Annotated in this window: 19 protein-coding genes and 1 riboswitch; of the genes, 10 read left to right on the forward strand and 9 right to left on the reverse strand. The window is 63.7% G+C overall.

Features of this window, described 5'->3' with window-relative positions:
• Together QD228_RS01555 and QD228_RS01560 are read left to right on the forward strand one after the other, a co-directional pair.
• Entirely contained in the window at positions 1 to 453 is a 453-nt protein-coding gene (locus QD228_RS01555) for a hypothetical protein (RefSeq protein WP_077371816.1), read from the forward strand.
• Between the two features lie 232 nt (positions 454 to 685).
• Positions 686 to 1,231, forward strand: coding sequence for an Mpo1-like protein (locus QD228_RS01560; protein ID WP_205632710.1), 546 nt, complete (start codon positions 686 to 688; stop codon positions 1,229 to 1,231).
• A gap of 161 nt (positions 1,232 to 1,392) precedes the next feature.
• On the opposite strand, the gene QD228_RS01565 is transcribed toward QD228_RS01560, so the two are convergent.
• The 5 genes from QD228_RS01565 to QD228_RS01585 all read right to left on the reverse strand — a co-directional run bounded on the left by QD228_RS01565 (position 1,393) and on the right by QD228_RS01585 (position 7,799).
• On the reverse strand, positions 1,393 to 3,222 hold the full coding sequence (locus QD228_RS01565) for an acyl-CoA dehydrogenase C-terminal domain-containing protein (protein WP_279874214.1): 1,830 nt from the start codon (positions 3,220 to 3,222) through the stop codon (positions 1,393 to 1,395).
• A 320-nt stretch (positions 3,223 to 3,542) separates the two neighbouring features.
• On the reverse strand, positions 3,543 to 4,748 hold the full coding sequence (cobA, locus tag QD228_RS01570; protein WP_308477990.1) for a uroporphyrinogen-III C-methyltransferase: 1,206 nt from the start codon (positions 4,746 to 4,748) through the stop codon (positions 3,543 to 3,545).
• A gap of 196 nt (positions 4,749 to 4,944) precedes the next feature.
• Positions 4,945 to 6,222: a serine--tRNA ligase gene (gene serS, locus QD228_RS01575; RefSeq protein ID WP_279874215.1), complete on the reverse strand. Its 1,278-nt coding sequence runs from the start codon at positions 6,220 to 6,222 to the stop codon at positions 4,945 to 4,947.
• A 135-nt stretch (positions 6,223 to 6,357) separates the two neighbouring features.
• The gene (gene crcB / locus QD228_RS01580) at positions 6,358 to 6,735 is read right to left on the reverse strand and encodes a fluoride efflux transporter CrcB (RefSeq protein WP_084209182.1); all 378 of its coding nucleotides are present in this window, start codon (positions 6,733 to 6,735) and stop codon (positions 6,358 to 6,360) included.
• A 206-nt stretch (positions 6,736 to 6,941) separates the two neighbouring features.
• Positions 6,942 to 7,799 (reverse strand): hypothetical protein, encoded by an 858-nt coding sequence (locus tag QD228_RS01585; protein ID WP_077371804.1) that lies wholly within the window; start codon positions 7,797 to 7,799, stop codon positions 6,942 to 6,944.
• A gap of 350 nt (positions 7,800 to 8,149) precedes the next feature.
• On the opposite strand from QD228_RS01585, the gene QD228_RS01590 reads away from it, so the two are divergent.
• The 5 genes from QD228_RS01590 (at position 8,150) to cobO (ending at position 18,170) form a co-directional block, all read left to right on the forward strand.
• Positions 8,150 to 11,371, forward strand: coding sequence for an FAD-binding and (Fe-S)-binding domain-containing protein (locus QD228_RS01590; RefSeq protein ID WP_279874217.1), 3,222 nt, complete (start codon positions 8,150 to 8,152; stop codon positions 11,369 to 11,371).
• Between the two features lie 209 nt (positions 11,372 to 11,580).
• Complete coding sequence (locus tag QD228_RS01595) at positions 11,581 to 13,548, forward strand: sodium:proton antiporter (protein WP_279874219.1); 1,968 nt, start codon at positions 11,581 to 11,583, stop codon at positions 13,546 to 13,548.
• A gap of 282 nt (positions 13,549 to 13,830) precedes the next feature.
• On the forward strand, positions 13,831 to 15,072 hold the full coding sequence (locus QD228_RS01600) for a NupC/NupG family nucleoside CNT transporter (protein WP_077371796.1): 1,242 nt from the start codon (positions 13,831 to 13,833) through the stop codon (positions 15,070 to 15,072).
• 158 nt (positions 15,073 to 15,230) lie between these two features.
• A riboswitch (cobalamin riboswitch) is annotated at positions 15,231 to 15,472 on the forward strand.
• A 131-nt stretch (positions 15,473 to 15,603) separates the two neighbouring features.
• The gene (locus tag QD228_RS01605) at positions 15,604 to 17,487 is read left to right on the forward strand and encodes a TonB-dependent receptor (RefSeq protein WP_279874221.1); all 1,884 of its coding nucleotides are present in this window, start codon (positions 15,604 to 15,606) and stop codon (positions 17,485 to 17,487) included.
• A gap of 83 nt (positions 17,488 to 17,570) precedes the next feature.
• Positions 17,571 to 18,170 carry a cob(I)yrinic acid a,c-diamide adenosyltransferase gene (cobO, locus tag QD228_RS01610; protein WP_077371790.1) on the forward strand — a complete coding sequence of 200 codons (600 nt, stop codon included), beginning with the start codon at positions 17,571 to 17,573 and terminating at the stop codon, positions 18,168 to 18,170.
• Positions 18,171 to 18,185: 15 nt separating this feature from the next.
• Here the strand turns inward: cobO and QD228_RS01615 are convergent, their stop codons facing one another.
• The gene (locus tag QD228_RS01615; RefSeq protein WP_279874223.1) at positions 18,186 to 19,046 is read right to left on the reverse strand and encodes an ABC transporter substrate-binding protein; all 861 of its coding nucleotides are present in this window, start codon (positions 19,044 to 19,046) and stop codon (positions 18,186 to 18,188) included.
• A gap of 257 nt (positions 19,047 to 19,303) precedes the next feature.
• Here QD228_RS01615 and QD228_RS01620 point away from each other — a divergent pair, with 257 nt between their 5' ends.
• A complete protein-coding gene (locus tag QD228_RS01620) occupies positions 19,304 to 20,131 on the forward strand; it encodes an SIMPL domain-containing protein (RefSeq protein ID WP_279874225.1) in 828 nt (275 codons plus the stop codon).
• Between the two features lie 131 nt (positions 20,132 to 20,262).
• Here QD228_RS01620 and pyrF read toward each other — a convergent pair whose 3' ends face one another.
• Positions 20,263 to 20,970 (reverse strand): orotidine-5'-phosphate decarboxylase, encoded by a 708-nt coding sequence (gene pyrF / locus QD228_RS01625; RefSeq protein ID WP_084209187.1) that lies wholly within the window; start codon positions 20,968 to 20,970, stop codon positions 20,263 to 20,265.
• A 293-nt stretch (positions 20,971 to 21,263) separates the two neighbouring features.
• Here pyrF and QD228_RS01630 point away from each other — a divergent pair, with 293 nt between their 5' ends.
• On the forward strand, positions 21,264 to 21,635 hold the full coding sequence (locus QD228_RS01630) for a helix-hairpin-helix domain-containing protein (RefSeq protein ID WP_279874227.1): 372 nt from the start codon (positions 21,264 to 21,266) through the stop codon (positions 21,633 to 21,635).
• A 764-nt stretch (positions 21,636 to 22,399) separates the two neighbouring features.
• Here the strand turns inward: QD228_RS01630 and QD228_RS01635 are convergent.
• Both QD228_RS01635 and rfaH read right to left on the reverse strand, forming a co-directional pair.
• Positions 22,400 to 22,906: a peptidylprolyl isomerase gene (locus tag QD228_RS01635; RefSeq protein ID WP_077371771.1), complete on the reverse strand. Its 507-nt coding sequence runs from the start codon at positions 22,904 to 22,906 to the stop codon at positions 22,400 to 22,402.
• Between the two features lie 67 nt (positions 22,907 to 22,973).
• A complete protein-coding gene (gene rfaH, locus QD228_RS01640) occupies positions 22,974 to 23,501 on the reverse strand; it encodes a transcription/translation regulatory transformer protein RfaH (RefSeq protein ID WP_077371768.1) in 528 nt (175 codons plus the stop codon).
• 265 nt (positions 23,502 to 23,766) lie between these two features.
• Between rfaH and QD228_RS01645 the strand changes: the two genes are divergently transcribed.
• Entirely contained in the window at positions 23,767 to 24,972 is a 1,206-nt protein-coding gene (locus tag QD228_RS01645; RefSeq protein WP_103751364.1) for an AmpG family muropeptide MFS transporter, read from the forward strand.
• Positions 24,973 to 25,030 lie beyond the last annotated feature (58 nt).

The following is a 25,030-nucleotide window of genomic DNA, read 5'->3' on the forward strand; positions in this document are numbered from 1 at the left end:
ATGACTCGGCCACGTCTGATCATCAACCGTCTGGATGCGGATCGCATTCAGCGCCTGATCGATAGCCAGCAGCATGATGACGAGCTGGCAACCCGCCTGGAAAGCCGCCTGATTCAGGCGGAGATCGTGCCACCGGATGACTTCCCGAACAATCACGTCAGCATGCGCAGTCATCTGCGCCTCACCGGCTCTCGCTCTGGCCATCATGAACTGATGCTGCGTTATCCAGACCCCGCAAGCGAGGAGTGCATTCCGTTCGCCTTCGGCTCCACCGCGCCTTCCCTTCAGCCGGCCATAGCCCCGCTATGCATCATGTCCCCCCTGGGGATCGCCCTGCTGGGACTGGCTGTCGGCGAGCAGATCACCCTGCCCTGCGAGGATGGCCTGAGCGACATCATCCGTGTCGATGCCATCCTGCATCAGCCTGAGGCCTGTGGTCAGTTCCACCTCTGAATTCGCCGCCAGCGCTGTCGCCTTCTCGCCCGCGCTGGCGCAACAGACCCCAGACCGGCCAGGCTGACAGCCGCGCTGTGCCCTGCCGGCCGACACGATACGCTATGATGAAAGTGAGCAGGGTTGCCGGACCTTGCTGCATCACGCCAATGCTCTCTGACCTCCCCACGCCACCTATCCCGCTGCGCACGCGCCAGCCGGGCACTCATCATGTCTGTCAGGAGATCTTCACATGGGCATCTCATCGCACTCGCACATGGGTCTTGGCGCTCAGGCGCGCCTCAAGGAATCGCTGGCCCACTACTCGGCCAGCCATCGGCACCCCGACAATATTCGTCTGCATCTCATCTGTGTACCGCTCATCTTCACCGCGACGCTGATCCTTGTCTGGCGGCTGCTGGGGGGCCAGGGGATGTCCAGCGAACCCGGCGCGGGACTGTGGATGCTGCCCGGCGGCCTGCTGACCCTCGCTGCGCTCGGGTTCTATGCCCGACTCTCGTGGCGCGCATCGCTGGTGATGCTGGTCTGGAGCCTGATCAGTCTTGCCGCGATGTTCGCGATGCTTGGCCTACGCTGGCCAGTGGTCCCGTTGATGGTGGCAATCTTCCTGCTTGCCTGGGTCGGTCAGATCATCGGCCATCGGCTCGAGGGGCGAAAACCCGCATTTCTCGATGACCTGCGCCAGCTTCTCATCGGTCCGCTGTTCGTACTTGTCGAACTGTTTCCCGACCTGCGCGACTGGCTTCTCGCATCCAAATCCTCCTCTGACGACGCCTGAGTCCGCCCTCTGCCATGCAAAGGTCTGCAATGCAAAGGCCTGAAACGCAAACGCCTGAAAGCAACGCCCAGCGATCCGGAAGGATCGCTGGGCGTTGCTTTCAGAATGTGACGAATGAGCCGTTGCCCGAATCATCGCATGGCTCGCCGTACCGGCACGGCTCACTGCGCTGGATCGAAATCCTGGAGACGGAAGGCCATCAGCGGTGCAGCACCTGCCGCGATCTGGGCTTCCAGCGCGACGGCGCGCGGCAAGACCCGCTGGACGAAGTAGTTGCCCATGGCCAGCTTGCGACGGTAGAAATCCTCCCCGCTGGCTCCCGATGTCGCCAATCCCTGTACCGCGGCGCGCGCCATGCGCAACCACAGATAGCTGTAGACACACAGCCCGGCCAGGTCGAGGAAATCGCAGGCCGCTGCCCCCAATTCCTCGGGATTGTCATCCGCGCGGGCCAGCAACTGCTCGGCGACACGCTCCAGGCGCGCCAGTTCCTGCTGGCAGGCCTCGGCGAACGGCCGGGTCCGCTCGTCGTCATCCTGCCCCTCAAGCTCGGCCCTGACCTGCTCGGCAAAGCGTGCCACGTACGCCCCGCGATTGCGGTAGAGCTTGCGTCCGACCAGATCCATCGCCTGGATCCCATTGGTGCCTTCGTAGATCATCGCGATGCGGGCATCGCGCACGTACTGCTCGGCACCCCACTCCACGCAATAACCATTGCCGCCATAGAGCTGTTGCGCCATGACGGTGGCATCGAAGCCACGATCCGTCAGCAGCGCCTTGGCGATCGGCGTCAGGAATTGCACCAGTGCATCCGCATCAGCCTTCACCGCTTCATCGGCGTGATACTTGACGCGATCCAGCTGCTGACCGACGAAGACGGCAAAGGCCCGTCCGGACTCGTTCCAGACACGGGTTTCCAGCGCCATGCGGCGAACATCAGGGTGAACCAGAATCGGATCAGCCGGCTTGTCTGGTGCCTGTGCGCCCGTCGGTGCGCGGCTCTGCAGACGTTCAGCAGCGAAGTCCATCGCACTCTGATAGGCCACTTCCCCCAGTCCCAGCCCTTGCAGGCCGATGGAGAGGCGCTCGTAGTTCATCATGGTGAACATCGCCGCCAGCCCCTGGTGCGGCTCGCCGATCAACACCCCTTCGGCACCATCGAAGTTCATCACGCAGGTCGCGCTGCCCTTGATGCCCATCTTGTGCTCGATGGACCCACAGCTGACCGCATTCGATGCCGCGGGCTGTCCCTCGGCATCGAGCAGTTGCCTGGAGACCAGAAACAGCGAGATGCCGCGGGTGCCGGAAGGCGCATCCGGCAGCTTGGCCAGCACCAGATGCACGATGTTGTCGACCATGTCGTGCTCGCCACCGGTGATCCAGATCTTGGTGCCGGTAATGCGATAACGTGGCAGCCCCAGCAGTGGGTCATCACCCTCGAGGGGCTCGGCACGAGTGCGGATCATGCCCAGGTCCGTCCCGCAGTGAGGCTCGGTCAGACACATGGTGCCCAGCCAGTCGCCGGCGTACATGCGCGGCAGAAAGACCCGCTTGACGGATTCAGGGGCATGACTGTCCATCGCCAGACAGGCCCCGGCATTCAGTGCCGGGTAGAGCGCGAAGCTGGTATTGGTGGCGTAGAGCATTTCCTCGAAGGCCACGGTGAGCATCTTTGGCATGCCCTGACCGCCGTATTCAGGGTTGCCACCCAACCCCATCCAGCCACCCTCGGCGAGCACCCGATAGGCTTCCTTGAAGCCCTTGGGCGTGGTGACACGCCCCTCTTCGAAGCGCGCGCCCTCGGCATCACCACTCAGGTTCAGCGGCAGCAGCTCTGCCTGGGTCACGCGCGCGCCTTCCTCGAGTATCGCCTCGGCCAGTTCCGCATTCACCTCGGAAGTGGCCTCCATGGTCGCCCATTCCTGCTCGGCCGCGAATACCTCGTTGAGCACGAAACGTGCATCCTTGAGCGGTGCCTGATACTTGGCCATGTGACTCTCCTTGCAGGTCTCTTCCGACGACGTCTTGCAACGGCGTGGTTCGTGATGGCGTGCTGTCGGCCGCGAGCCTTCCGTCGTGACACTGCAATACCGTGACACTGCGCCGCTGGAGCGCTGACAGGGTCCGACCCGCGATTCAAACGATTGCTTGAAACAATAGGCGCAATCGCTGTCTGCGTCATCTCGACCTTGGCCCAAGGCGTACCGCGCGACGCTCGCTGCGCGCCACGGGACCTCATGACACAAGACGCCGCCCCGGCAGGAACCGGGGCGGCGTCTTGATTACTTGAATGCTCGAAGCCTCACCTCTCTCAGGCAGTGTTCACCTGGGCCAGCGGCGTCGGGTGCTTGCCATCTTCCCAGCCAAGGCTGCTGTCGGCTGTCGGCGAGAACCACTTGAGGGAATCATGCAGCCTGACGACATCCCCGACGATGATCAACGTCGGCGGCTTGAGCCCCTGCCCCGCCACCTGTGCCGGCATCTCCGCCAGAGTCGCCACATGCACGCGCTGACGCGCGGTAGTGCCCTGCTCGACCAGCGCGATCGGCGTGCTGGCCGCCAGACCATGGTGGATCAGCTGCTCGCAGATCAGCGCCAGACTGCCCAGCCCCATGTAGAACACCAGGGTCTGGGCGGGACGTGCCAGCGCCTCCCAGTCAAGGTCACAGCTGCCATCCTTGAGGTGCCCGGTGACGAAACGCACCGACTGGGCATGATCTCGGTGAGTCAGCGGAATCCCGGCGTAGGCGGCGCAACCGGAGGCCGCGGTGATACCTGGCACCACCTCGAAACTGATCCCGGCATCCGCCAGCGTCTCGAGTTCCTCACCACCACGCCCGAAGATGAAGGCATCGCCGCCCTTGAGGCGCACGACGCGATGACCAGCGCGCGCATAGTCCACCAGTGCCTGATTGATGCCTTCCTGGGGCACGCTGTGGTCACTGCGCGCCTTGCCGACATACAGCCGGCGGGCTTCAGGCCTGGCCAGTGCCAGAATCTCGTGACTCACCAGCCGATCATGGATGATCACGTCGGCCTGCTGCAGATGACGCAATGCCTTGAGGGTCAGAAGCTCCGGGTCGCCGGGGCCGGCGCTGACCAGCGCCACCTGACCATGCGTGCCGGTGAAGCGATCCTCCTCCTTCACCGGCAACACCGCCTCGCCCGCGACCAGCCGGGGCGGAAGACGCACGCTGGAGTCCGCTGGATGACGCGGCGCAAACACCATGACATGCTGCTCACGCGCGTGGCGCAGGATACCGCGGTCCCGGCCCTCGCTACCCGTGACGACCAGCCACAGCTGGCCGGGTGCAGGCACCGGCAACAGCGTATCGGCCACTTCCCAGCCCTCTTGACCGCACAGTCTCTCCAGCGCCGGCATTCGGGCATCGCCGTAGACACACAGATCCGCCCCCAGGCCGGCAAAGCGCTCGGCCAGCGCCAGCGCCTCTTGGCCACCGCCGATCAGGCACAGCTGGAGTCGTGAAGGATCACAAGAGAGATTGAGAAATTCCATGGGCATATCCACAAACGGGGCGAGGCTGGGTAGCAGCCTTCGATGAACGGCATTTTAGAGCATAAGAAACACTCTCTAAAATAACCAATAAGCATAACGACCCCGAAGGCACGTTGTAGCAGAGCCGCAGACGAAAAACCCCCGCTTCCGGCAGGAAGCGGGGGTTCGGGGCGCGAGCGGAGCTGCGCGGCGGGCCTCAGACGTTGAGGGTGTCCACACCGCCCATGTAGCTGCGCAGCGCCTGCGGCACGCTGATGGAACCATCCGCATTCTGATGGTTCTCGAGCACCGCGACCAGACAACGTCCCACCGCCAGGCCGGAGCCATTCAGTGTGTGTACCAGCTGCGGCTTCTTCTGTCCTTCGACACGGGCGCGTGCCTGCATGCGACGTGCCTGGAAGTCTTCGCAGTTGGAGATGGAGGAAATCTCGCGATAGGTATTCTGGCTCGGCAGCCAGACTTCCAGGTCATAGGTCTTGGCCGCCGCGAAGCCCATGTCGCCGGTGCACAACGTCACGGCACGGTACGGCAGCTCCAGCGCCTGCAGGATGGCCTCGGCATGGCCGCGCATCTCTTCCAGTGCGTCATAGCTCTTGTCCGCCTCGACCACCTGCACCATCTCGACCTTGTCGAACTGATGCTGGCGAATCATGCCGCGGGTATCGCGACCATAGGCACCCGCCTCGCTGCGGAAGCACGGCGTATGCGCGGTGAACTTGAGCGGCAGATCGCTGGCGTCGAGAATCTCGTCGCGCACCATGTTGGTCAGCGGCACTTCGGCGGTCGGGATCAGGAAGAATTCGCGATCGTCATTGAGCTTGAACAGGTCTTCCTCGAACTTGGGCAGCTGGCTGGTGCCCATCAAGGATTCACGGTTGACGATGTAGGGCACGTAGAACTCTTCGTAACCGTGCTCGAGGGTCTGCTTGTCGAGCATGAACTGCACCAGCGCACGATGCAGGCGTGCGATGGAGCCGTGCATGATGGCAAAACGTGAACCGGTGATCTTGGCGGCGAGCTCGAAGTTGAGCTGCCCCTTGAGTTCCCCGAGGTCAACGTGATCACGCACCTCGAAATCGAACTCACGCGGGGTGCCCCAGCGATGCAACTCGACATTGTCATTCTCGTCGGCGCCTTCCGGCACGTCGGCGTTGGGCAGGTTCGGGATGCTGGCGGCCATGGCCTCCGCCTTGCTCTGCAGCTCGGAGAGCTCTTTCTTGGCGGCGTCGAGGCGCTCGCCCAGATCACTGACTTCCGCCAGCAGCGGTGCGATATCTTCACCGCGAGCCTTGGCATTGCCGATGGACTTGGAGCGAGTGTTGCGCTCGTTCTGCAGCGATTCGGTCTCGATCTGCAGATCACGGCGACGCGCTTCCAGGGCGGCGAAGGCCTCGGTATCCAGCTGATAGCCACGACGTGCGAGGCGCTCGGCGGTCGCGTCAAGATCGGCGCGCAGAAGTTTCGGGTCCAGCATGTGGGAAGGCTCTCTCGTCAGTTCACTCAGGCCGCATCGCGGCACGGTAAGGTCATGCGCACTAGTCTACCTCAGCCACGCCCCGCTTCGCAGCCGCCGCAATGCCGAGGCAGCCACCCGGGGGCAGGCCGTCGCTCACAGCAGGGCGCGGGCGAGCTTCATGCCGAGCGCCACCATGCCCAGACAGGCCACCACGCTCACCGCGACGTAGATCAGCCCTGCCAGCATGCGCCCGCTGATCATCAGATTGAGCGCTTCGAGGGCGAAGGTGGAAAAGGTGGTGAAGGCGCCGGTGAAGCCGGCCACCATGATCGCCTGCCAGACAGGCGCAAGCTTGAGCTCCTGGGTGACCCAGATGAACAGGAAGCCCATCAGGCAGCTGCCGAGGAGATTGACCCCGAGCGTCCCCCAGGGGAACCCTCGACCCGCCGTTCCCGTGATCCAGCCACTGACCAGATAACGTCCAAGAGCGCCGATGGCGCCGCCCGCTGCTACTGCCAACCAGGTTCCCATGTCTCGCATCTGCCTCATGTCATGAGCCGCCAACGGCTCGTCCAGCTGTCGAAATACAAGACCATGCCTCAGGTACGCAGCCGCACCTGAGGCATGTCATTGACTGCCAGTGTAAGAAAATCGCGGGACGCGGGGAACTCGGGTCACGGGAAAGACGGGTTCAGCAAAGCATGACTCGCCGCCCGTGATGACCGACGGCCATGGAATCAGTTCAGCTCGCTTCTCAGCCCATCCAGCACTTGCTGCCACCGATGGTGGGCACCGTCCTTGCCGCCCAGTTGCTCAAGCCCGCGTGCCGTCCAGGTGCCGGGCGTGCCGATGCGCGAGGCAAGCTCGCCCGGCGGGGTATCGGGGTGGGCTTCCATCAGGGCAAGGGCATCACGCATCTGGGTCATCAACAACTGGCGGGCCTGCGGCCCGGTGATGCCGGGGACAGTCTGGAACCAGTCAAGCAGCGCCTGCTGCTGGGCCAGCTGCCAGGCATTCACGCAGACTGCCAGCATGCTGGCCTCGAAGGCGGCCTCTTCCTCGAAGGCAATCACCTGCCGGACTGCCGGACTGAGCAGGTCCCGCGTGAGGGGGTCTTCCGGATAGAGCGTGAGCGCGCTCTGCCCCTCGGACACCGCCAGCCCCGTCATTACGCGCACCACCCTGGCCGGCGCGAACCAGCGCTGCAGGTTGGCGAGTGAGACACCGGCCGCCATCACCATCAGATGATGGTCCTTGCTCAGAGCGCGGCTTTCACGCAGTTCCATGGCCAGCGCTTCCAGCTGCTGCGGTCGGACCCCGACCAACACGCAGAGGCTGGCTTCGCATACCGCGACGTTGCTGGCGTGGCGGACGGCACCGAAACGCCAGCCCAGACGGTGGCTGCGGACATCATTGCGCGGCGAGAGGTGGAACTCCAGATCATGCCGCGAGCGCCCATCGCGCAGGCAGCCTCGCGCCAGCGCGACCAGAAGAGACTCCGCCAGTTCTCCCACGCCCAGCACCCCCAGTCGCGTAGGAGGCTGACGGGATTCGCGATGGCAGGTGGAGGTCGAGGGATAGGATGACGATGCCATGGAACGGCTCCTGCTGAGAGAAAGGAAACGAGCAAACCACAAGGGTGTCGGTCGATGGTGCCTCTGCCGATATCCTGCATCGGTAGCTCCTTCACGGCAGAGGATGCGGCAAGGGGGATTGCCTCGAGAAGCTCCCGCATGAAGGGGCGTGCCACAACGAGACGTGGCGGGAACTTCCCGGCGATCTAGCCCCTTTCTAGCGTAGTCAGTCCTGACTCGGATGACCGGATTATCCTGACGGAACAGCGCAGGATGCCCCTTGATGCTGGGGCCACGCCTTCAGCTCAGGTAAGCTTAGGCACATCGGCCCACGTGGCCTGCCTGACGCGACTCACTGCCCGAGCGAGATCATGACCGAACGCCTGCTGGATACGCCTGCCCCCGTCGATGCCCTCTACCTGGACTTCCTGGCCGCCCTGCGCGATGCAGGCTTTGCCGGTGACATCAGTCCGGACTACGCCAACCGTACCGTGTTGTCGACTGACAACTCACTGTATCAGGTACTGCCTCAGGCCGTGGTCTATCCACGTCATGCCGAGGACATCCAGTGCATCGCGCGGCTGTCCAACGACCCCCGCTTCGCGGCGGTCACCCTGGCACCGCGTGGCGGCGGTACCGGCACCAATGGCCAGTCACTCAATGATGGTGTGCTGGTGGATGTGTCGCGCCACATGAACCGCATTCTCGAGATCGATGTCGAGAAGCGCCGCGTACGGGTCGAGGCCGGCGTGGTGAAGGATCAGCTCAATGCCGCGCTCAAGCCGCATGGTCTGTTCTTCGCCCCGGAACTCTCGACCTCCAATCGTGCCACCATCGGCGGCATGATCAATACCGATGCGTCCGGCCAGGGGAGCTGTGAATACGGCAAGACTCGTGACCACGTGATCACGCTCGACAGCGTGCTGCTGGATGGCACGCGACTGGCGAGCCATGCCATCGACGATGCCGAGCTCGAGACACTGTGTGCGCGTGAGGATCGCGTCGGTGAGATCTACCGCACCGCGCGCGCCATCGCCGATGAGCGTGCCGAGGAAATCGCCGACATCTTCCCGCCGCTCAATCGCTGCCTGACCGGCTACGACCTCGCCCACCTGCGCGAGGCCGATGGGCGCTTCAACCTCAACAGTCTGCTGTGCGGCGCCGAGGGCACGCTGGGCTTCGTGGTCGAGGCCGAACTGAATGCCCTGCCCATCGCGCCCTGCTCGACGCTGATCAACCTGCGCTACGCGAGCTTCATGGACGCGCTGCGCGACGCCAAGACGCTGATGGCGGTCGAGGGCAACCGTCCGACTTCCATCGAGACGGTGGATGACACCGTGCTCAACCTGGCCATGCAGGATTTCGTGTGGGACAGCGTCGAGGAATTCTTTCCGGCCAGTGCCGAGGGCTCCCCGGCCATCGGCGGCATCAACCTGATCGAATTCAATGCCGACAGCGAAGCGGCACTGGACGCCAAGGTGGCCGCCTTCAGCGAGCATCTGGCCAGTGACACCAGCGTCGAGCGCCTCGGCTTCACCGAAGCGCGTGGGCGTGCGCAGATCAGTCGCGTCTATGGCATGCGCAAGCGCTCGGTGGGCTTGCTGGGCAATGTCGAGGGAGAAGCCCGTCCGCTGCCCTTCGTCGAGGACACGGCCGTTCCGCCGGAGCATCTGGCGGACTACATCGCCGAATTCCGCGCCGCTCTCGATGCCCGCGGCCTGCGTTATGGCATGTTCGGGCATGTCGATGCCGGCGTGCTGCACGTACGCCCGGCACTCGACATGAAGGACCCCGCCCAGCAGGCGATGATTCGCGAGATCTCCGACGAGGTCGCCGCCCTCACCCACAAGTACGGTGGCCTGCTGTGGGGCGAACACGGCAAGGGCGTGCGCTCGGAATATGCCCCCCGCTTCTTCGGCAGCCTCTATGGGGCGCTGCAGGACGTGAAGGCGGCCTTCGACCCGCGCAATCAGCTCAACCCGGGCAAGATCACCTCGCCCCGCCTGTCAGTGACGCTGGTCGATGACGCTGGCGCCAGCGAAGGTGGGAGCGAGAGCGAGAGCGACAAGCGTGATCACGCTGACAGCGCCGTCGAGGCCTTCGACCCCCACCTGATGCGCATCGATGACGTGACCATGCGCGGCGATCTCGATCGTCAGATCGATGAGCGCGTGTGGCAGGAATACGCCAGCGCCGTCTACTGCAACGGCAACGGTGCCTGCTACAACTACGACCCCAACGACGCCATGTGCCCGTCCTGGAAGGCGACGCGTCAGCGCATCCATTCGCCCAAGGGACGCGCCAGCCTGATGCGTGAATGGCTGCGCCTGGAAGGCAATGCCGGACGGGACGTGATCGCCGAGGCGCAGGCCGCCCGGACGCCGGGCCTCAAGGGGGCCGGCCTGTGGCTGGCGCGTCTGCCGACCCGCATCGGCGCTTCGCTGAAGGCGCGTCGTGGTGGACAGACGCAGACTAGCGCTCAGGAGGCCGGCTTCGATCAGCAGGTCTATCAGGCGATGGCCGGCTGTCTGGCGTGCAAGTCCTGCGCGGGCCAGTGTCCGATCAAGGTCAACGTGCCGGACTTCCGCAGCCGCTTCCTCGAGGTCTATCACCATCGCTATCAGCGTCCGCTGCGCGATTACCTGATCGGCAGCCTCGAGTTCGTGCTGCCGTGGGCCGAGCGCGTCACCCCGCTCTACAACGGCCTGCTGTCCAATCGCCTGGTCAGTCGTCTGCTGGAAGGCCCGATCGGCATGGTCGATGCCCCACGCCTGTCGCGCGCCAGTCTGCGCAGACAGCTCAAGAGCTGGGGCGTCTCGGAGGCGACCCCGACCCAGCTCGGCCGCCTGACCGAGTCCCAGAAGGCCAGAAGCGTGATCCTGGTGCAGGACGCCTTCACCAGCCACTTCGAGGCCCAGCTGGTGATGGACATCATCGAGCTGCTGTCACGACTCGACATTCGGGTGTTCGTCGCGCCCTTCGCCCCCAATGGCAAGCCGCTGCAGGTACAGGGCTTCACCGGCGCCTTCCAGCGCACCGCGCGCGCCCAGGCCAAGCGTCTCAAGGCGATCGCCGATTTCGGCGTGCCGCTGGTCGGCATCGACCCGGCGATGACCCTGACCTATCGTCAGGAGTATGTGAAGACCCTCGGCCCGGACGCCGTGCCGGATGTCCTGCTGCTTCAGGAGTGGCTGATCAGCCTGCGCAAGCTGCTGCCGGTGGGTGTCACGAAGACGGTGCTGGGCAAGATGGACCCGGGCCTGACACTCCTGAGCCACTGTACCGAGAGCACCAATGCGCCGGGGTCCGCCAAGGCCTGGCAGCAGGTGTATGCCGCCTTTGGTCTCAGCCTCGAGACACTCTCCACCGGCTGCTGCGGCATGTCCGGCACCTATGGTCACGAAGCGCGCAATCTCGAGACCTCACGTGCCATCTATGAGCTGTCGTGGAAGGCGGTGGTCGAGGACGAGGCCAATCAGGGCAAGCTGGTGGCCAGTGGTTATTCCTGTCGCAGCCAGAGCAAACGCTTCTCCGAACGTCAGCTGCCGCATCCCCTCCAGGCGCTGCTGCCACTGGTGCGTCGCGCGCAGTGACAGCCAGGGGGCCCAGTGGCCGTGCAGGAGGAATGACATGAGGGGAGCGCGATAAGGCAACGCGACGTTGCATACCACGGAATCAATCGCTAGTCTGCGCCCTTCCGGCCAGCCGTGATGTTGGCACCTGGCCGAGACAAGACGATTCGATGAGCGGTGACCGCGTCAGTGGCACCGCTCATTTTCGCTGACTCCAAGGAAGCTTCCCGATGACGGAACCCGCACTGGCCCTGACCCTGATCGGTCTGATGGCTCTCGGCTGTCAATGGCTGGCCTGGCGCATGCGTCTGCCCGCCATCCTGCCGCTGCTGATCGTTGGCATCCTTGCCGGCCCCGTCACGGGCTGGCTCAAGCCGGATGAACTGCTGGGAGACCTGCTGTTCCCGCTGGTCTCGCTGGCAGTGGCGGTGATCCTGTTCGAGGGCAGTCTGACGCTGGACTTCAAGGACCTGCGGGGACACGGGCACATCGTCAGACGACTGGTGACCACCGGGGTGGTGATCACCGGCGTGATCGGTACCGTGGCGGCGCATTATCTGCTCGACATGCGCTGGGAGATGGCCGCCGTGCTCGGGGCCCTGCTGGTGGTGACAGGCCCGACCGTGGTGATGCCATTGCTGCAGACCCTGCGCGCGCGCGGCAACCTGACCCAGATCCTGCGCTGGGAAGGCATCATGATCGACCCGGTGGGCGCGCTGCTGGCGGTACTTGTCTATGAGTACGTCGCGCTCGGCATGACCGGCAATGCGGTGTCACATACCCTGGTGCTGTTCGCCCAGACCGTGGGCCTCGGCCTTGGCATGGGCGCGCTGGGCGGCTGGTGCTGGGGGCTGGTGCTGCGCCACTTCTGGCTGCCCCAGAAGCTGCACAACTTCGGCACCCTGATGGTGATGCTGGGACTCTTCGCCATCTCCAATACCCTGTTTCACGAATCCGGACTCCTGACCGTGACCGTCATGGGGGTATGGCTGGCCAACATGCGCGGCGTGCCTACCCAGCAGATCATCGAGTTCAAGGAGACGCTCACCGTCCTGCTGATTTCCGGGCTGTTTCTGCTGCTGGCGGGGCGCCTGACCGTCGAGCAGCTTTCGCTGCTGTCCTGGCCGGCATGGGTCTTCCTGGCCGTGTTGATGTGGGTCGCGCGCCCGCTGACTGTCTGGCTGTGCACCCTGGGCAGCGAATTGACGCTGCGCGAGAAGGCGCTGCTGGCCTGGCTGTCTCCTCGCGGTATCGTCGCGGCCGCCGTGGCCTCGCTGTTCGCGCTCAAGCTCGAATCCCAGGGCATCGAAGGCGCCGAGATGCTGGTCCCGATGACCTTCCTGGTCATCATCGGCACGGTGGTGATCCAGAGCTTGCTGTCACGCCCCATCGTCAAGGTGCTGGGTGTCGGTGAGCCACCGCCCTCGGGCTTCCTGATTCTCGGGGCCAACTCGGTGTCGCGCCTGGTCGCCCGCGAGCTGGTGGATGCCGGCTTCTCGGTACGCCTGACCGATACCAACTGGGACGCGGTACAGGAAGCCCGCATGGCAGGCCTGCCGGTCTATTACGGCAACCCGCTGTCCGAGCATGCCTCACAGCATCTCGAGTTGACGGGCATCGGCCATCTCATGCCGCTCTCGCCCTATCGAGAGCTCAACAGCCTCGCGGCGCTGCATTTCGAGCACATTCTCGGCCACGGCCGGGTCTTCCGGCTCGCCGAGGACAATGGCAAGAATGCCAAGCGCCAGCAGGACCAGGCGCTCGGCCACCTGCCACTGTTGTTCGATGGTCAGATCACCTACGCCAAGCTGGCCAGCCTGCTGTCACAGGGGGCGGAGTTCCGGCGTGCCCGCATCAGCGAGAACTTCAGTCTCGAGGACTATCGCCGGATTCATGATGACCGCCTGCTGACCCTGTTCTGCATCAGCAGCCAGGGCCGGATTCGCATCGCCAATTCCGCCGTCGCACTGGAACCCAAGGCCGGTGAGACGCTGATCAGCCTGATCTATGCCGACTCGCCTGAGCTGACCCGACCGGCACAATCGAAGGCGGACAAGGCCGAATCGAGCAAGTCATCCCAGGCCGCAGAAGGGGCAGGCTCTGACGCGAGTTCCTCCACCCGCTCCACCGCGAATCCCGGCACCGCCACGGGCTCCGGCCCCCTGCCCGCCAGCCGTCTCCCCGGTGGCCGAGCCTGATGACGGCTTGAATGCATCCCGAAAACGGCATGCGCGCAGACAGCACGGCGCCCGGAGATGATGCCAACCCCCTGACCACGAGGCCCGCTTCCTGCGGGCCTCGTGGCGAATGGCGCACAGCCGCGAAGCGGGATTCACAAAAAATGCCTAAAACGTTAGTGGCAGACTCCGACAGCCGCCCAAAATGCTGGTAGAGTACGCGCCAGTTTTGGCAGCCCTGTCCGGCAGCCAGCGCTATTGCCTTGTCCTCAACGTAACACCTACGCATTCAGGAGCTGCTTGATGCAGATCGTCATGGGCCTGGTGGGCGTCTTAGCCCTCCTGGGGATCGCCTTCCTATTATCTGAAAACCGACGCGCCATCAGCTTGCGCACCGTACTGGGGGCCTTTGCCATCCAGGCATTGCTGGGGGCATTCGTACTCTACGTTCCCGCCGGCAAGAGCATGCTGCTCGGTCTCAGCGAAGGGGTTCAGGCCGTCATGTCCAGCGCCAACGTGGGCATGGACTTCCTGTTCGGTGGCCTGGTCAGCGACAAGATGTTCGAAGTCTTCGGTGGCGGTGGTTTCGTGTTCGCTCTGCGCGTGCTGCCGATCATCGTGTTCTTCTCGTCATTGATCGCGGTGCTCTACCACCTGCGCGTGATGAACGTCGTGATCAGTGTGCTGGGTGGTGGGCTTTCGAAGATTCTCGGCACCAGTCGTCCCGAATCGCTGTCCGCCGCGGCCAACATCTTCGTCGGCCAGACCGAAGCACCGCTGGTCGTGCGTCCGTTCATCGCCGGCATGACCCGCTCGGAACTGTTCGCGGTGATGACCGGTGGCCTGGCCTCCGTGGCCGGTTCCGTGCTGGTGGGCTATGCCTCGCTGGGCATTGACCTCAAGTACCTGCTGGCAGCGTCCTTCATGGCAGCCCCGGGTGGCCTGCTGATGGCCAAGATGCTGATCCCGGAGACCGAATCCAAGACCCAGAGTGTCGAGGAAGCCCTGGGCAAGGACATCGATCGCCCGACCAACGTCATCGATGCTGCCGCGTCCGGCGCAGCATCCGGCGTGCAGCTGGCCATCAATGTCGGCGGCATGCTGCTGGCCTTCATCGCCTTGATCGCGCTGGGCAACATCATCATCGGCTGGGTCAGTGGATTGTTCGGCTATCAGGACATCACGCTGCAGCTGCTGCTGGGCTACGCCTTCGCGCCGGTCGCCTGGGTCATCGGCGTGCCGTGGCATGAAGCCATCCAGGCCGGCAGCTTCATCGGTCAGAAGCTGGTGCTCAACGAGTTCGTCGCCTTCGCCGACCTCGCCAGCCATCAGATCAAGCTGTCCGAGCATTCCGAAGCGATCATCATCTTCGCGCTGTGTGGCTTCGCCAATCTGTCCTCCGTGGCCATCCTGATGGGCGGCCTGGGACTGATGGCACCGAACCGCCGCAGTGACATCGCGCAGATGGGCATGAAGGCGATTCTCGCCGGTACGCTCTCCAACCTGATGTCAGCCAGTCTTGCCGGACTGTTCCTGTCGCTGTGACGCTCATCGCAAGCCTCGCATGCGAGTGAGACACGCCGTCAGGTGACCTCTCGACAACGCCCGCCCAGTGCGGGCGTTGTCGTATCCAGCCCGCGTCACGAGCCAGCGAACGCCAGACCGGCATACGACATGGCCTGCCGATTGACTCCCTGTCGCCCTCCCCAGACAATAGCTCGGGTAGAAGCCTGGGTGCTCGGGAATCGGGTGAAAGCCCCGTACTGCCCCCGCAACGGTGATCGCAACGCTCATGCCGGTCGAGATGACCAGCCACTGCCTCCGGGACGTCCTCGTGACGACCCTCAAGGGAAGGAGGTGGGAAGGCGCATGAGGGGGTGAGACGTTCCAACAGGACGTCCGCCAGGCGTCAGTCCGGAGACCGGCCCTCGCTTCCACACTGGTTGATGCGGAGGGCCTCACCAGTGGCAAATTCGTCGGGATGTCCTTTTTCAAAGGGGCACGCCGCGACGATGTGCATCCACGCACCCTGTCACGCCTGTCCTCCTCATTGCGTCTGACGCTTGAGGATCATTCATGAATACTTACAAGACCCGTGGTCGCGCGCACGCGCAGGCCAAGTACACCCTCGTGGGCAGTCTACTGCTGACACCTCCTGCCCTGGCGGCACAGGAGACCACCGCCCCTTCATCGGATAGCCTGGAGACCGTTCAGGTCACCGCCAATCGCATCCCCCAGCTGCAGAATGATGTGCTGGCCAGCACCGACGTCATCACGCGTGACGAGATCGAACGCCTGCAGGCCAGCTCGCTGGTGGACCTTCTGCAGTCGCGCAATGGCATCGAAGTCGCGCGCAGCGGTCCGATGGGGAGCCAGACCAGCCTGTTCATGCGCGGCACCGAGTCCGATCACACCTTGATCCTGGTCAACGGCCAGCGCATCGCCAACAGCGCCGATGGCCTGGCGCACTTCGAATTTCTGCCGCTGTCTGCCATCGAACGTGTCGAGATCGTGCGGGGGCCGCGCGCCAGCGTCTACGGCGCCGATGCCATCGGCGGCGTGATCAACCTGATCACGCGTGGCGGCAGCGAAGTCGGCCAGCACGCGGAAGTCACGCTGCGCGCCGGCAGCGACGGCACCTTCCGCCAGAACGCCCAGTTCAGCTCGGTGGAAGATGACACGCGTCTCTCCGCCAATCTCCATCATGATGAAAGCGATGGTTTCTCCGCCCGCGATACCGGCAGTGAAGATGATGGCTACGAGGCCACGGGCGCCGAACTGCGCCTTGGGCACGACTTCGGCCAGCGAGCCACGCTGTCTCTCGGCGTCGCCAAGACCGACACGGACTACGATTACGACGATTGCTACGACAGCAGCTTCAGTGCCTCTGAAGACTGCAGCGGAGAAGGTAGCCAGCTGGTACTGGATGCCAGCCTGCTGACCCACCTGAACCCGAACTGGGACATGACGGTCAGCGTGGCGCGTACGCGCGACGAGTACGAGAACACTGAAGCCGGCAGCGATGCCGGGCGTGTCGCCAGTGCCCGCAACGAGATCGGCCTGCGCCACGACTTCTACACCGACCTCGGCACGCTCAGCCTGGGGGTGGATCACCGCGAGGAAAGTCTGGACGCCGATGGCCCCTACTTCACCGCCGACGGCTATGAAGTGGACAGCCGCTATGCCACGGGGGTCTATGGCAGCTGGCAGCTCCAGCAACAACGCCATCACGTCACCACCAGCCTGCGGTATGACGATGACAATCGTTATGGTCATCAGATGACCGGTGGCTCCAGCTATGCCTATGACCTGACTCAGGCACAGCAGCTCGGCGCCAGCTACTCGAGCGCCTTCAAGGCCCCCAACCTGATCGATCTCTACAGCCCTTACGGCTCAGGCAACCCGGATCTGGATGCCGAGACCTCCACCACGGCCGAACTCTTCTGGCGTCTGCAGGAGCAGCGGTGGCATGTGGGCGTCAATGCCTTCCAGACGGATATCGACAATCTGATCAGCTACGAAGGCGCCGACTTCACGCCGATCAATATCGACCGCTCACGCATCCGTGGCATCGAGCTGAGCAGTGGCTGGAAAGGTGACGCGCTCAGCGTGAATCTCGCCATGACCTGGCAGGACCCGGAAGACCGCGAGACAGGAGAGCAGCTGAAACGTCGGGCCAAGCGCTTTGCGCGCCTGGATGCCGATTACGCCCTCGCCGACTGGAGCTTCGGAGCAACGCTGCGTGGCAGTGCCAGCCGCAGCGATACCGATGCCGATACCTACACGGACACTCGCACCGCCGGCTATGGCGTCTTCGACCTGCGCACCAGCTGGCAGGTGATGCAGAACGTCAAGCTGAGCGCCAAGCTGGAGAACGTCTTCGATCGTGATTATCAGCTGGTCAACGGCTACGACACCCAGGGGCGTTACGTCGAAGGCGGCGTGACCTTCTATTTCTGAGCACCTATGACTGACGACGGGCCACACTCCTCACTGCGCCGCCCCGAGAGCGGCGCAGTGACAATGACTGACGGAGCACACGCATGACGGACCGCAATACCCGCCACAAGACGGCAATGGAAAAGCTCAAGTCACATGTCGACGACAAGGTGGCACAGGCCAATGAGGAGCGCGGCCAGCTGCTGGTCTTCACCGGCAACGGCAAGGGCAAGACGACCGCTGCATGGGGCACCATCACCCGGGCACTCGGCTATGGCTACAAGGTCGGTGTCATCCAGTTCATCAAGGGACTGTGGGAGTGCGGGGAGCGTGAGCGCCTTGCCGAGGATGCCAATCTGGAAGTCCACGCCATGACCACCGGCTTCACCTGGGACACCCAGAATCGTGACGCCGATACCGCGGCCTGTCAGGCGGTGTGGCAGGAAGCGAAGCGCCTGATGCGCGATGAAAGCGTCTATCTGGTCGTGCTTGATGAACTGACCTACATGGTCAAGTTCGGCTACCTGCCATTGGAAGAGGTGATGACGGCGCTGGAAGGTCGCCCCGAGGAGCAGACCGTCATCATCACCGGACGCAATGCCAACCGCGAGATCGTTGCCTGTGCCGATACCGTCACCGAGATGACCGAGATACGTCACGGCTTCAATCATGGCCTCAAGGCGCGCCGCGGCATCGACTTCTGAGCAGCTCGACCCACGTCACCGCGCTGCGCGCTGCACCGAGATGGCATGGCAGATCTGCGCCATCGCCTCGACGCTGCGCGGCCCCGGACGGCTGACCGGGTCCGGATCCAGTCCGACAAGCGCCACCGAGGCCAGCGGGCCACCCCTGGCTCGCCAGGCTGCCTTCCAACGCTCACGGGGGGCGCCTGCGGCCACCGGATGCAGAATCAGCCGAGGCCCTGCCAGCCACAGCGCTTCACGGCGTATCTGAGGCACCACGGTGGGGGCGTCAGACAACAACGGCTCTCCCCCGCAGCGGCGAATCAATTCATTGACCAGATGCCCTCCTGCCAGAGTCGTCATCGGGCTCTCGCCCAGCTGGAAGAAGACCGGCAAGGGCGCGTCGCCCTCCATGCCATCGCGTGCCTCCAGGTGACTGATGCGCTTCTCGAGACGCGCCACGTAGGCCTCTGCCTCGGGCCGGGTGCCCATCAACACCCCCAGGCGCTCGATATTGGAGAGTACCTGCGCCAATGTCCTGGGCTCGCTGAGGAAGGTCGTCAGCCCCAGCGCCGCCAGGCGCGCCTGCATTTCCGCGGACAGCCCGCTGCCCCACGCCACGATCAGCGCGGGTCTGGTCGCCAGCACCGCCTCCAGATTCGGCCCTTGATAGCTCGCGACACGCGGCAGTGTCTTGACCTGTGGCGGGTAATCACTGCCCTGGCTGACGGCGACCAGATGTGCAAGCCCTCCCGCCGCCGCGACCAGCTCCGCGGCATGGGGCGCCAGGGTGACCACACGATGAGCGGGCCGGGAAAGCGTCACCGTCTCGCCACCATCATCCACGACGGAAAGACTCGCCGCCCAGGCGAGCGACGGCATTGCGGTGAGCAGCAACGCTGACAGTCCCCCGAGGAGCGCGCGTCGCCCCTGAGATAGCGTGACGGTATTGATGGTATCGCTCCTGTATGACCGCGACGTCCCTGACGCCATGAGATGCCTGATCGAGGCACACGATCGCTTCAGCGCGTCTCGTGCGAAGTGCTATCGTGATCCACGCGATGTCGGACGTTCACGCCATCATTCTGTGTCAATATCGACATATGAAAATATCACCATATGACAATATCGCCATGTGCCAAAAAGGAGTTTCCATGCCCCGCATCCTGCCATCCGTAACTGCCGACGCGAGTTCAGGCGTCCAGCATTCCTTCTTGCGGCTAGGGCTGGTGCTGGCACTGAGTGCCGTCAGCGCCGTAAGTACGGCACAGGCTGACCAGACACCTGCACCGGCGCTTGTCCATGTCAGTGCCAGTGCCAGCATCGAAGCCGCGCCGGACAAGGCCAGCATCGAGGCGCGTCTCTGGGAGAAGACACCGGCCAGCAAGGTGGACGACAAGGCACCGGACAGTCAGAAGCAGGGAGAAGCCGCGCGCCAGGCCCGCCAGACACTGGAAGGCCGCATGAGCTCGCTGATCCAGGCACTGGAAAGCGCCGGTATCGAGAGTCGCCTGATCAAGGCGGGCAGCCTGACCCTGCGACCGGAGCGCTACTACGAGCGCACTGCCAATGATCAGAACCCGCAGCAATGGCAGCGTACCCATCTCGAGCGCCCGATCAGCATTTCGCTGAAGAATCTGGACCAGGTGCCGGAGGTGATCGACCTGCTGTTGGGAGCGGGGGTGAATCAGCTGGCGGGCGTGCAATATCAGCTCAGTGATCGTGCAGCACTCGAGGACAAGGTACTGCAGCAAGCCCTGACCAAGGCACGCCACAAGGCCGAACTGATGGCCGAGACGCTGGGAGCGACACTGGGTGATGTGCAGTCGATCAATGAATCTTCCCAGAGCCCTCGCCCGCCGATGATGGCCATGCGCGCCGACATGGCAGAAGGCAAGAGTGGTGGCAACGAGTATCGTCCCGGCGAGCTGTCACTGGAAAGTGATGTGCAGGTCAGCTGGGGACTGACATCAGCCGACTGAGCGTCGACACCCCGAACGCCACTCTCAAGACGCCAGCCGCTTGTCCAGAGCCGCTGGCGTCCACGCGTGACATGAAGTTCGGCCTATCTCGAGAGTGACACCCCGCGATTCACATCCCCTCGGGCGCTGACTTACGCCCGGCCACCAAGCTCCGTCTCGATGGCGGCAAGCGCTGCCATGGGATTCTCGGCCTGAGTGACCGGACGCCCGATCACCAGGTGGGTGCTGCCAGCCGCCATTGCCTCGCCCGGCGTCATGGTGCGTCGCTGATCACCGGCCTGGGCAAAGCTCGGGCGGATACCGGGCGTCACCTTGAGGAAGTCCGGCCCACACAGCGCCTTGAGACTGGGTGTCTCGCGCGCCGAGCACACCACACCGTGCATGCCGCTTTGCTGGGCAAGGCTCGCCAGACGCTCGACCTGGGCCAGTGGCGTGACATCCAGACCGATACCCGCAAGATCACTCTGCTCCATGCTGGTCAGCACGGTCACGGCAATCAGGCGCGTCTCGAGCTGGCGCGTGGCCAGTGCACTGGCGGCGGCTTCCATCATGCGCGCGCCACCACCGGCGTGCACGTTGGTCATCCAGACACCGTGCTCGGCAGCCGCCAGCACGGCCTGCGCGGTGGTATTGGGAATATCGTGGAACTTGAGATCCAGAAAGACCTCGAAGCCGCGCTGATGCAGCGCCTTGAGGATGTCCGGCCCTACTCGCGTGAACAGCTCCTTGCCCACCTTGACGCGGCAGCGCGTCGGATCCAGCTGGTCCGCCATGGCCAGTGCGGCGGCCATATCCGGGTAATCGAGGGCGATGATCAGGGGGGAAGTCGTGGCAGGCATCCGGGCTCCGGGCAATGAGACTAGGCGCGATGACAGGGGGTCATGGGCTCGGGGCGACATTATAGCGCCCACCAACGCACCTGTAAGCTCAGAGAAAGCCGAATCGAATCAGCTCGCTATTCGCGCTAGCACTTTCGCGCGTTGAGCGCTGAAGCGGCCCCAGGGATGAGGAACCGTTTAATTCTTAATGACTACAAAACTCATCCTTCAGCCACAGTGATTCACGTGCTGGGCACAGGGCATCACGGCCCGACCGGACGCCCCGACAATCATCATGAAACAAGGAAAAGCTCATGAAAACTCTGATGGGATCACTCGTCGTCGCAGGCCTGATGGCTTTCACCCCTCTGACGCAGGCTGCCGAGATGAACATCAACACCGCCACCCCTGAGCAACTGACTCAGCTCAAGGGCATCGGTGACAAGAAGGCACAGGCCATCGTCGCCTGGCGCAAGGCCAATGGCCCCTTCACCAGCGTCGATCAGCTGGCTGAGGTCAAGGGCATCAGTGCCAACACGCTCGAACGCATGAAGACCACACTGACGCTCGACAAGACCGGCAACAGCGCCATAACGACGGGTCAGCCGGTCAGCGACAAGGCCGCGCCGAAGGTCAAGACATCCGGTGAGGCGACGCCCAGGGAGATCACCAGCAACCAGAGCTGACCAAGACGGCCGAGGTAAGGTCTCGACTCCCGCCACCCTGCAGGTGGTGAGAATCCACCGGCGAAAGACCAGCCTGGCCAGCGGCAGGGGAGTTCCGACAAAAGCAGCGCCGCAGACTTCCTGCGGCGCTGCTTCATCGTCGGGGTCAACACGACGGTGCCCGAGAAGCACGGCTTACATGAGGCGTTGCTTTCCTGCCACGAAAAAAAGCCGACCCGAAGGCCGGCCAGCGGGGTTTCCCCCTCCCCTGACGGTGAATCGGGCACCTGCATGCCCGATTCTGGCAGTGAAGCCATCCCTGGCTTTCCCCTTCCCCAAGGGGCTTCCTCAAGCGCCTGCCTCTGCCGGCAACCGACGCCCTGCAACTCCTCCCTGACCAGACGGTGGCCTGCGCCGCTTTCCGACACCTCGAAGAGTATCTCCCCCGAAGCATGATGCCCCATGCGGCATCCTCGTACGCCGCCCGTCTCGACATGAGCACTCTATCGCGATCATCGGCAGGCGAAGATGACATGCGTCAATTTCGTGAGCCTGGGTGGCATCATGCCGCTGCCTTCATGATCCACGTCAATTCATGGGCGCTTCGCTCCCATGAATCCGTCCCGGAATGACACGCAGCAGACCCGAAACGAAGCAGACCCGAAACGAAGCAGACCCGAAACGAAGAAGGCGCCTTCGATCATCATCGAAAGCGCCTTCCTGATCAGCGACAGGGAGACCCCTGAAGCGACATGCGGCATGCGGCATGCGGCATCAGCGCGACTTCAGCGACGCACCTTCTTGTCTTCCACTTCGGTATGGCTCACCTCAAGCCCCAGCGGATGGCCTGCTGCCAACTCGGCCCGAGTGGCATCGCGCACTTCCAGCACCTCGACATCCCAGCTGAGGGCCTGACCGGCCAGGGGATGATTGGCATCGACCTTGACCTGCTGATCACCGACTTCCAGTACGGTCACCGAGCGCTGCCCTTCGGGAGTTCGCGCCTGGAAGCGCATGCCCGGTGCAAGCTCCCCCGGGCCGAAGGCATCACGCCCGAAGTACTGGACCAGCCCCTCATCCCGCTCACCGAAGCCTTCCGCCGGCGTCAGGTTGACGACCTTGCTGTCGCCGACGCTGCAACCTTCAAGCGCGGATTCCAGAGCGGCAAGTATATTGTCATGGCCATGCAGGTAATCCATCGGTTCCCGATCACGAGAAGTGTCCAGGACGGTGCCATCTGCGGTACGCAGCGTGTAGTGCAGGCTGACCACCTGCTGAACGGTAATCGACATGAAACAACTCCAGAAATGACAAGTGCGGTGAGCTCACGCCCTCCCCGGAGGGCGCAGGCACCGAGACTCAGGATTCGCGACGACGCAGCTGACGACTGGACAGCTCGACGCGCTGCTGCTGATTGATCAGATTGAGCAGCACGATGACGCGCTCATCGCCCTTGGCACTCTCGAAGACACCACTGAGCGAACTCAGCGGCCCATCGATGATCTCGACCTGCTCGCCGGCACGGAAGTAGAGGTTCTCGGCTGGCTGCTCCTGGCGTTGCTCACCATTGGCGATCAGCGCCTCCACCAGCGAGGTGGGGACCGGTGTCGGGGTCGTGCCGAAGCTGACCAGCTTGAGCACGCCACGTGTCGAGCGAATCGGGCGCCAGTTGTCGTCCACCTGATCCAGACGGATGAACAGGTAGTAGGGGAAAAGGGGCTCTTCCACCCAGCGCAGCTTGCTGCCGCGCTTTCTTTCCACTTCCAGCAGGGGGTGGAAGACGTGAAATCCCTGATTGGTGAGGTTCTCCGCCGCACGGAAGGACTCTCCACCCTTGCACTGGATCAGATACCAGTGCGCCTTGGCAGCGTCTCGGACTTCACTCATGATGACCTCTCATTGCCTACCTGCCCACAGGGGCCCGACGCAAGCCCTTCATCACGCCAGCCAGCTGATGGTCAGCGGCACCTCAGGACAATGCATGGCCCTTGCGCTCAGGCAGTGCGACAATCCCGCCATTGACGATGCATGTGGCGCATGGCCATGGGTCACGCGCGACTCCCGCGCGGATACACTCTCTGCAAGGACAGGCAAGGCTTTGACTTCAAAGGATTTACGCTTACTCGTTGGCCGTCATGGTATCACGTTCCTGATGGGATTCGCCTCAGGCCTGCCGCTGCTGCTCACCGGGAGTGTCCTGCAGGCCTGGATGACGGATGCCGGCGTATCACTGGACGCCGTGGGCCTTCTGGCACTGGTCGGCCTGCCCTATACCCTCAAGTTCCTGTGGGCCCCCTTGCTGGATCGCATCATGCCGCCCGCACTGGGGCGGCGACGCGGCTGGCTGATGATCGCGCAGCTGGCCCTGACCGCGCTGATCGCGCTGCTGGCCCTGCAGGACCCGCACATGTCGCCGCTGACCATGGGGGCCATCGCGCTTTCCGTAAGCTTCTTCAGTGCCACCCAGGACATCGTGATCGATGCCTACCGACGTGAGCATCTGCCGGACAACGAACTGGGGCTGGGCTCCAGCTTCTATGTCTATGGCTATCGCATCGGCATGCTGATGGCCTCGGCCGGTGGCCTGGTGCTGGCAGACATGATCGGTTTCCGCATGACCTACCTGATCATGGCCGCGACCCTGGGAGCCTGCATGCTGGTGACCCTGCTGGCGCCGGAACCCGAGGCACAGGCAGCGCCGCGTGCCCATCACCTGCACGAGATCCTCTGGGACCCCATCCGCCATTTCATGAAACGTGATGGGGCCATCTGGCTCTTGCTGTTCATCCTGCTCTACAAGCTCGGCGATTCCGTGGCAGGCAATCTGACGACGCCTTTCTACAAGGAGATCGGCTTCAGCAACTCACAGATCGGCGCGACCGTGAAGCTGTTCGGCCTGTGGCCATTGCTGGCAGGCACCTTCTTCGGCGGCCTGATGATCATGCGAATCGGCATCTACCGTGCACTGTGGTGGTTCGGCATCCTGCAGATGGTGTCCACAGCCGGCTTCATCTGGCTGCATCACGTCGGTGACTCGCTGGCCTGGCTTGCCGGAGTGGTGGCATTCGAGAACCTGGCGGCCGGCATGGGCAGCGCCGCCTTCATCGCCTTCATGGGCGCACTGACCGACAAGCGTTTCACCGCCGGCCAATATGCCATGCTCTCCTCGATCATGGGCTTGCCACGCGTGGTGATCGCCGCCCCCTCGGGCTATCTGGCCGATGCCGCCGGCTGGGACAGCTTCTTCTGGATCTGCACCCTGGCCGCCATCCCGGGGCTGTTGTTGCTGCTGCGCTTCCGTCATTGGGGAGCCATGCTGGCAACGCCCCACAAGGCGCCAGCGATGTCGGGAGATTGAGAGACAAGCTCCCTGAACTGTCTCGGCCGTCGACAGGCTGAGCCGGAAGAAGAGAAAA

It is taken from the genome of Cobetia sp. 3AK, from assembly GCF_029846335.1.
Classification (GTDB): domain Bacteria; phylum Pseudomonadota; class Gammaproteobacteria; order Pseudomonadales; family Halomonadaceae; genus Cobetia; species Cobetia marina.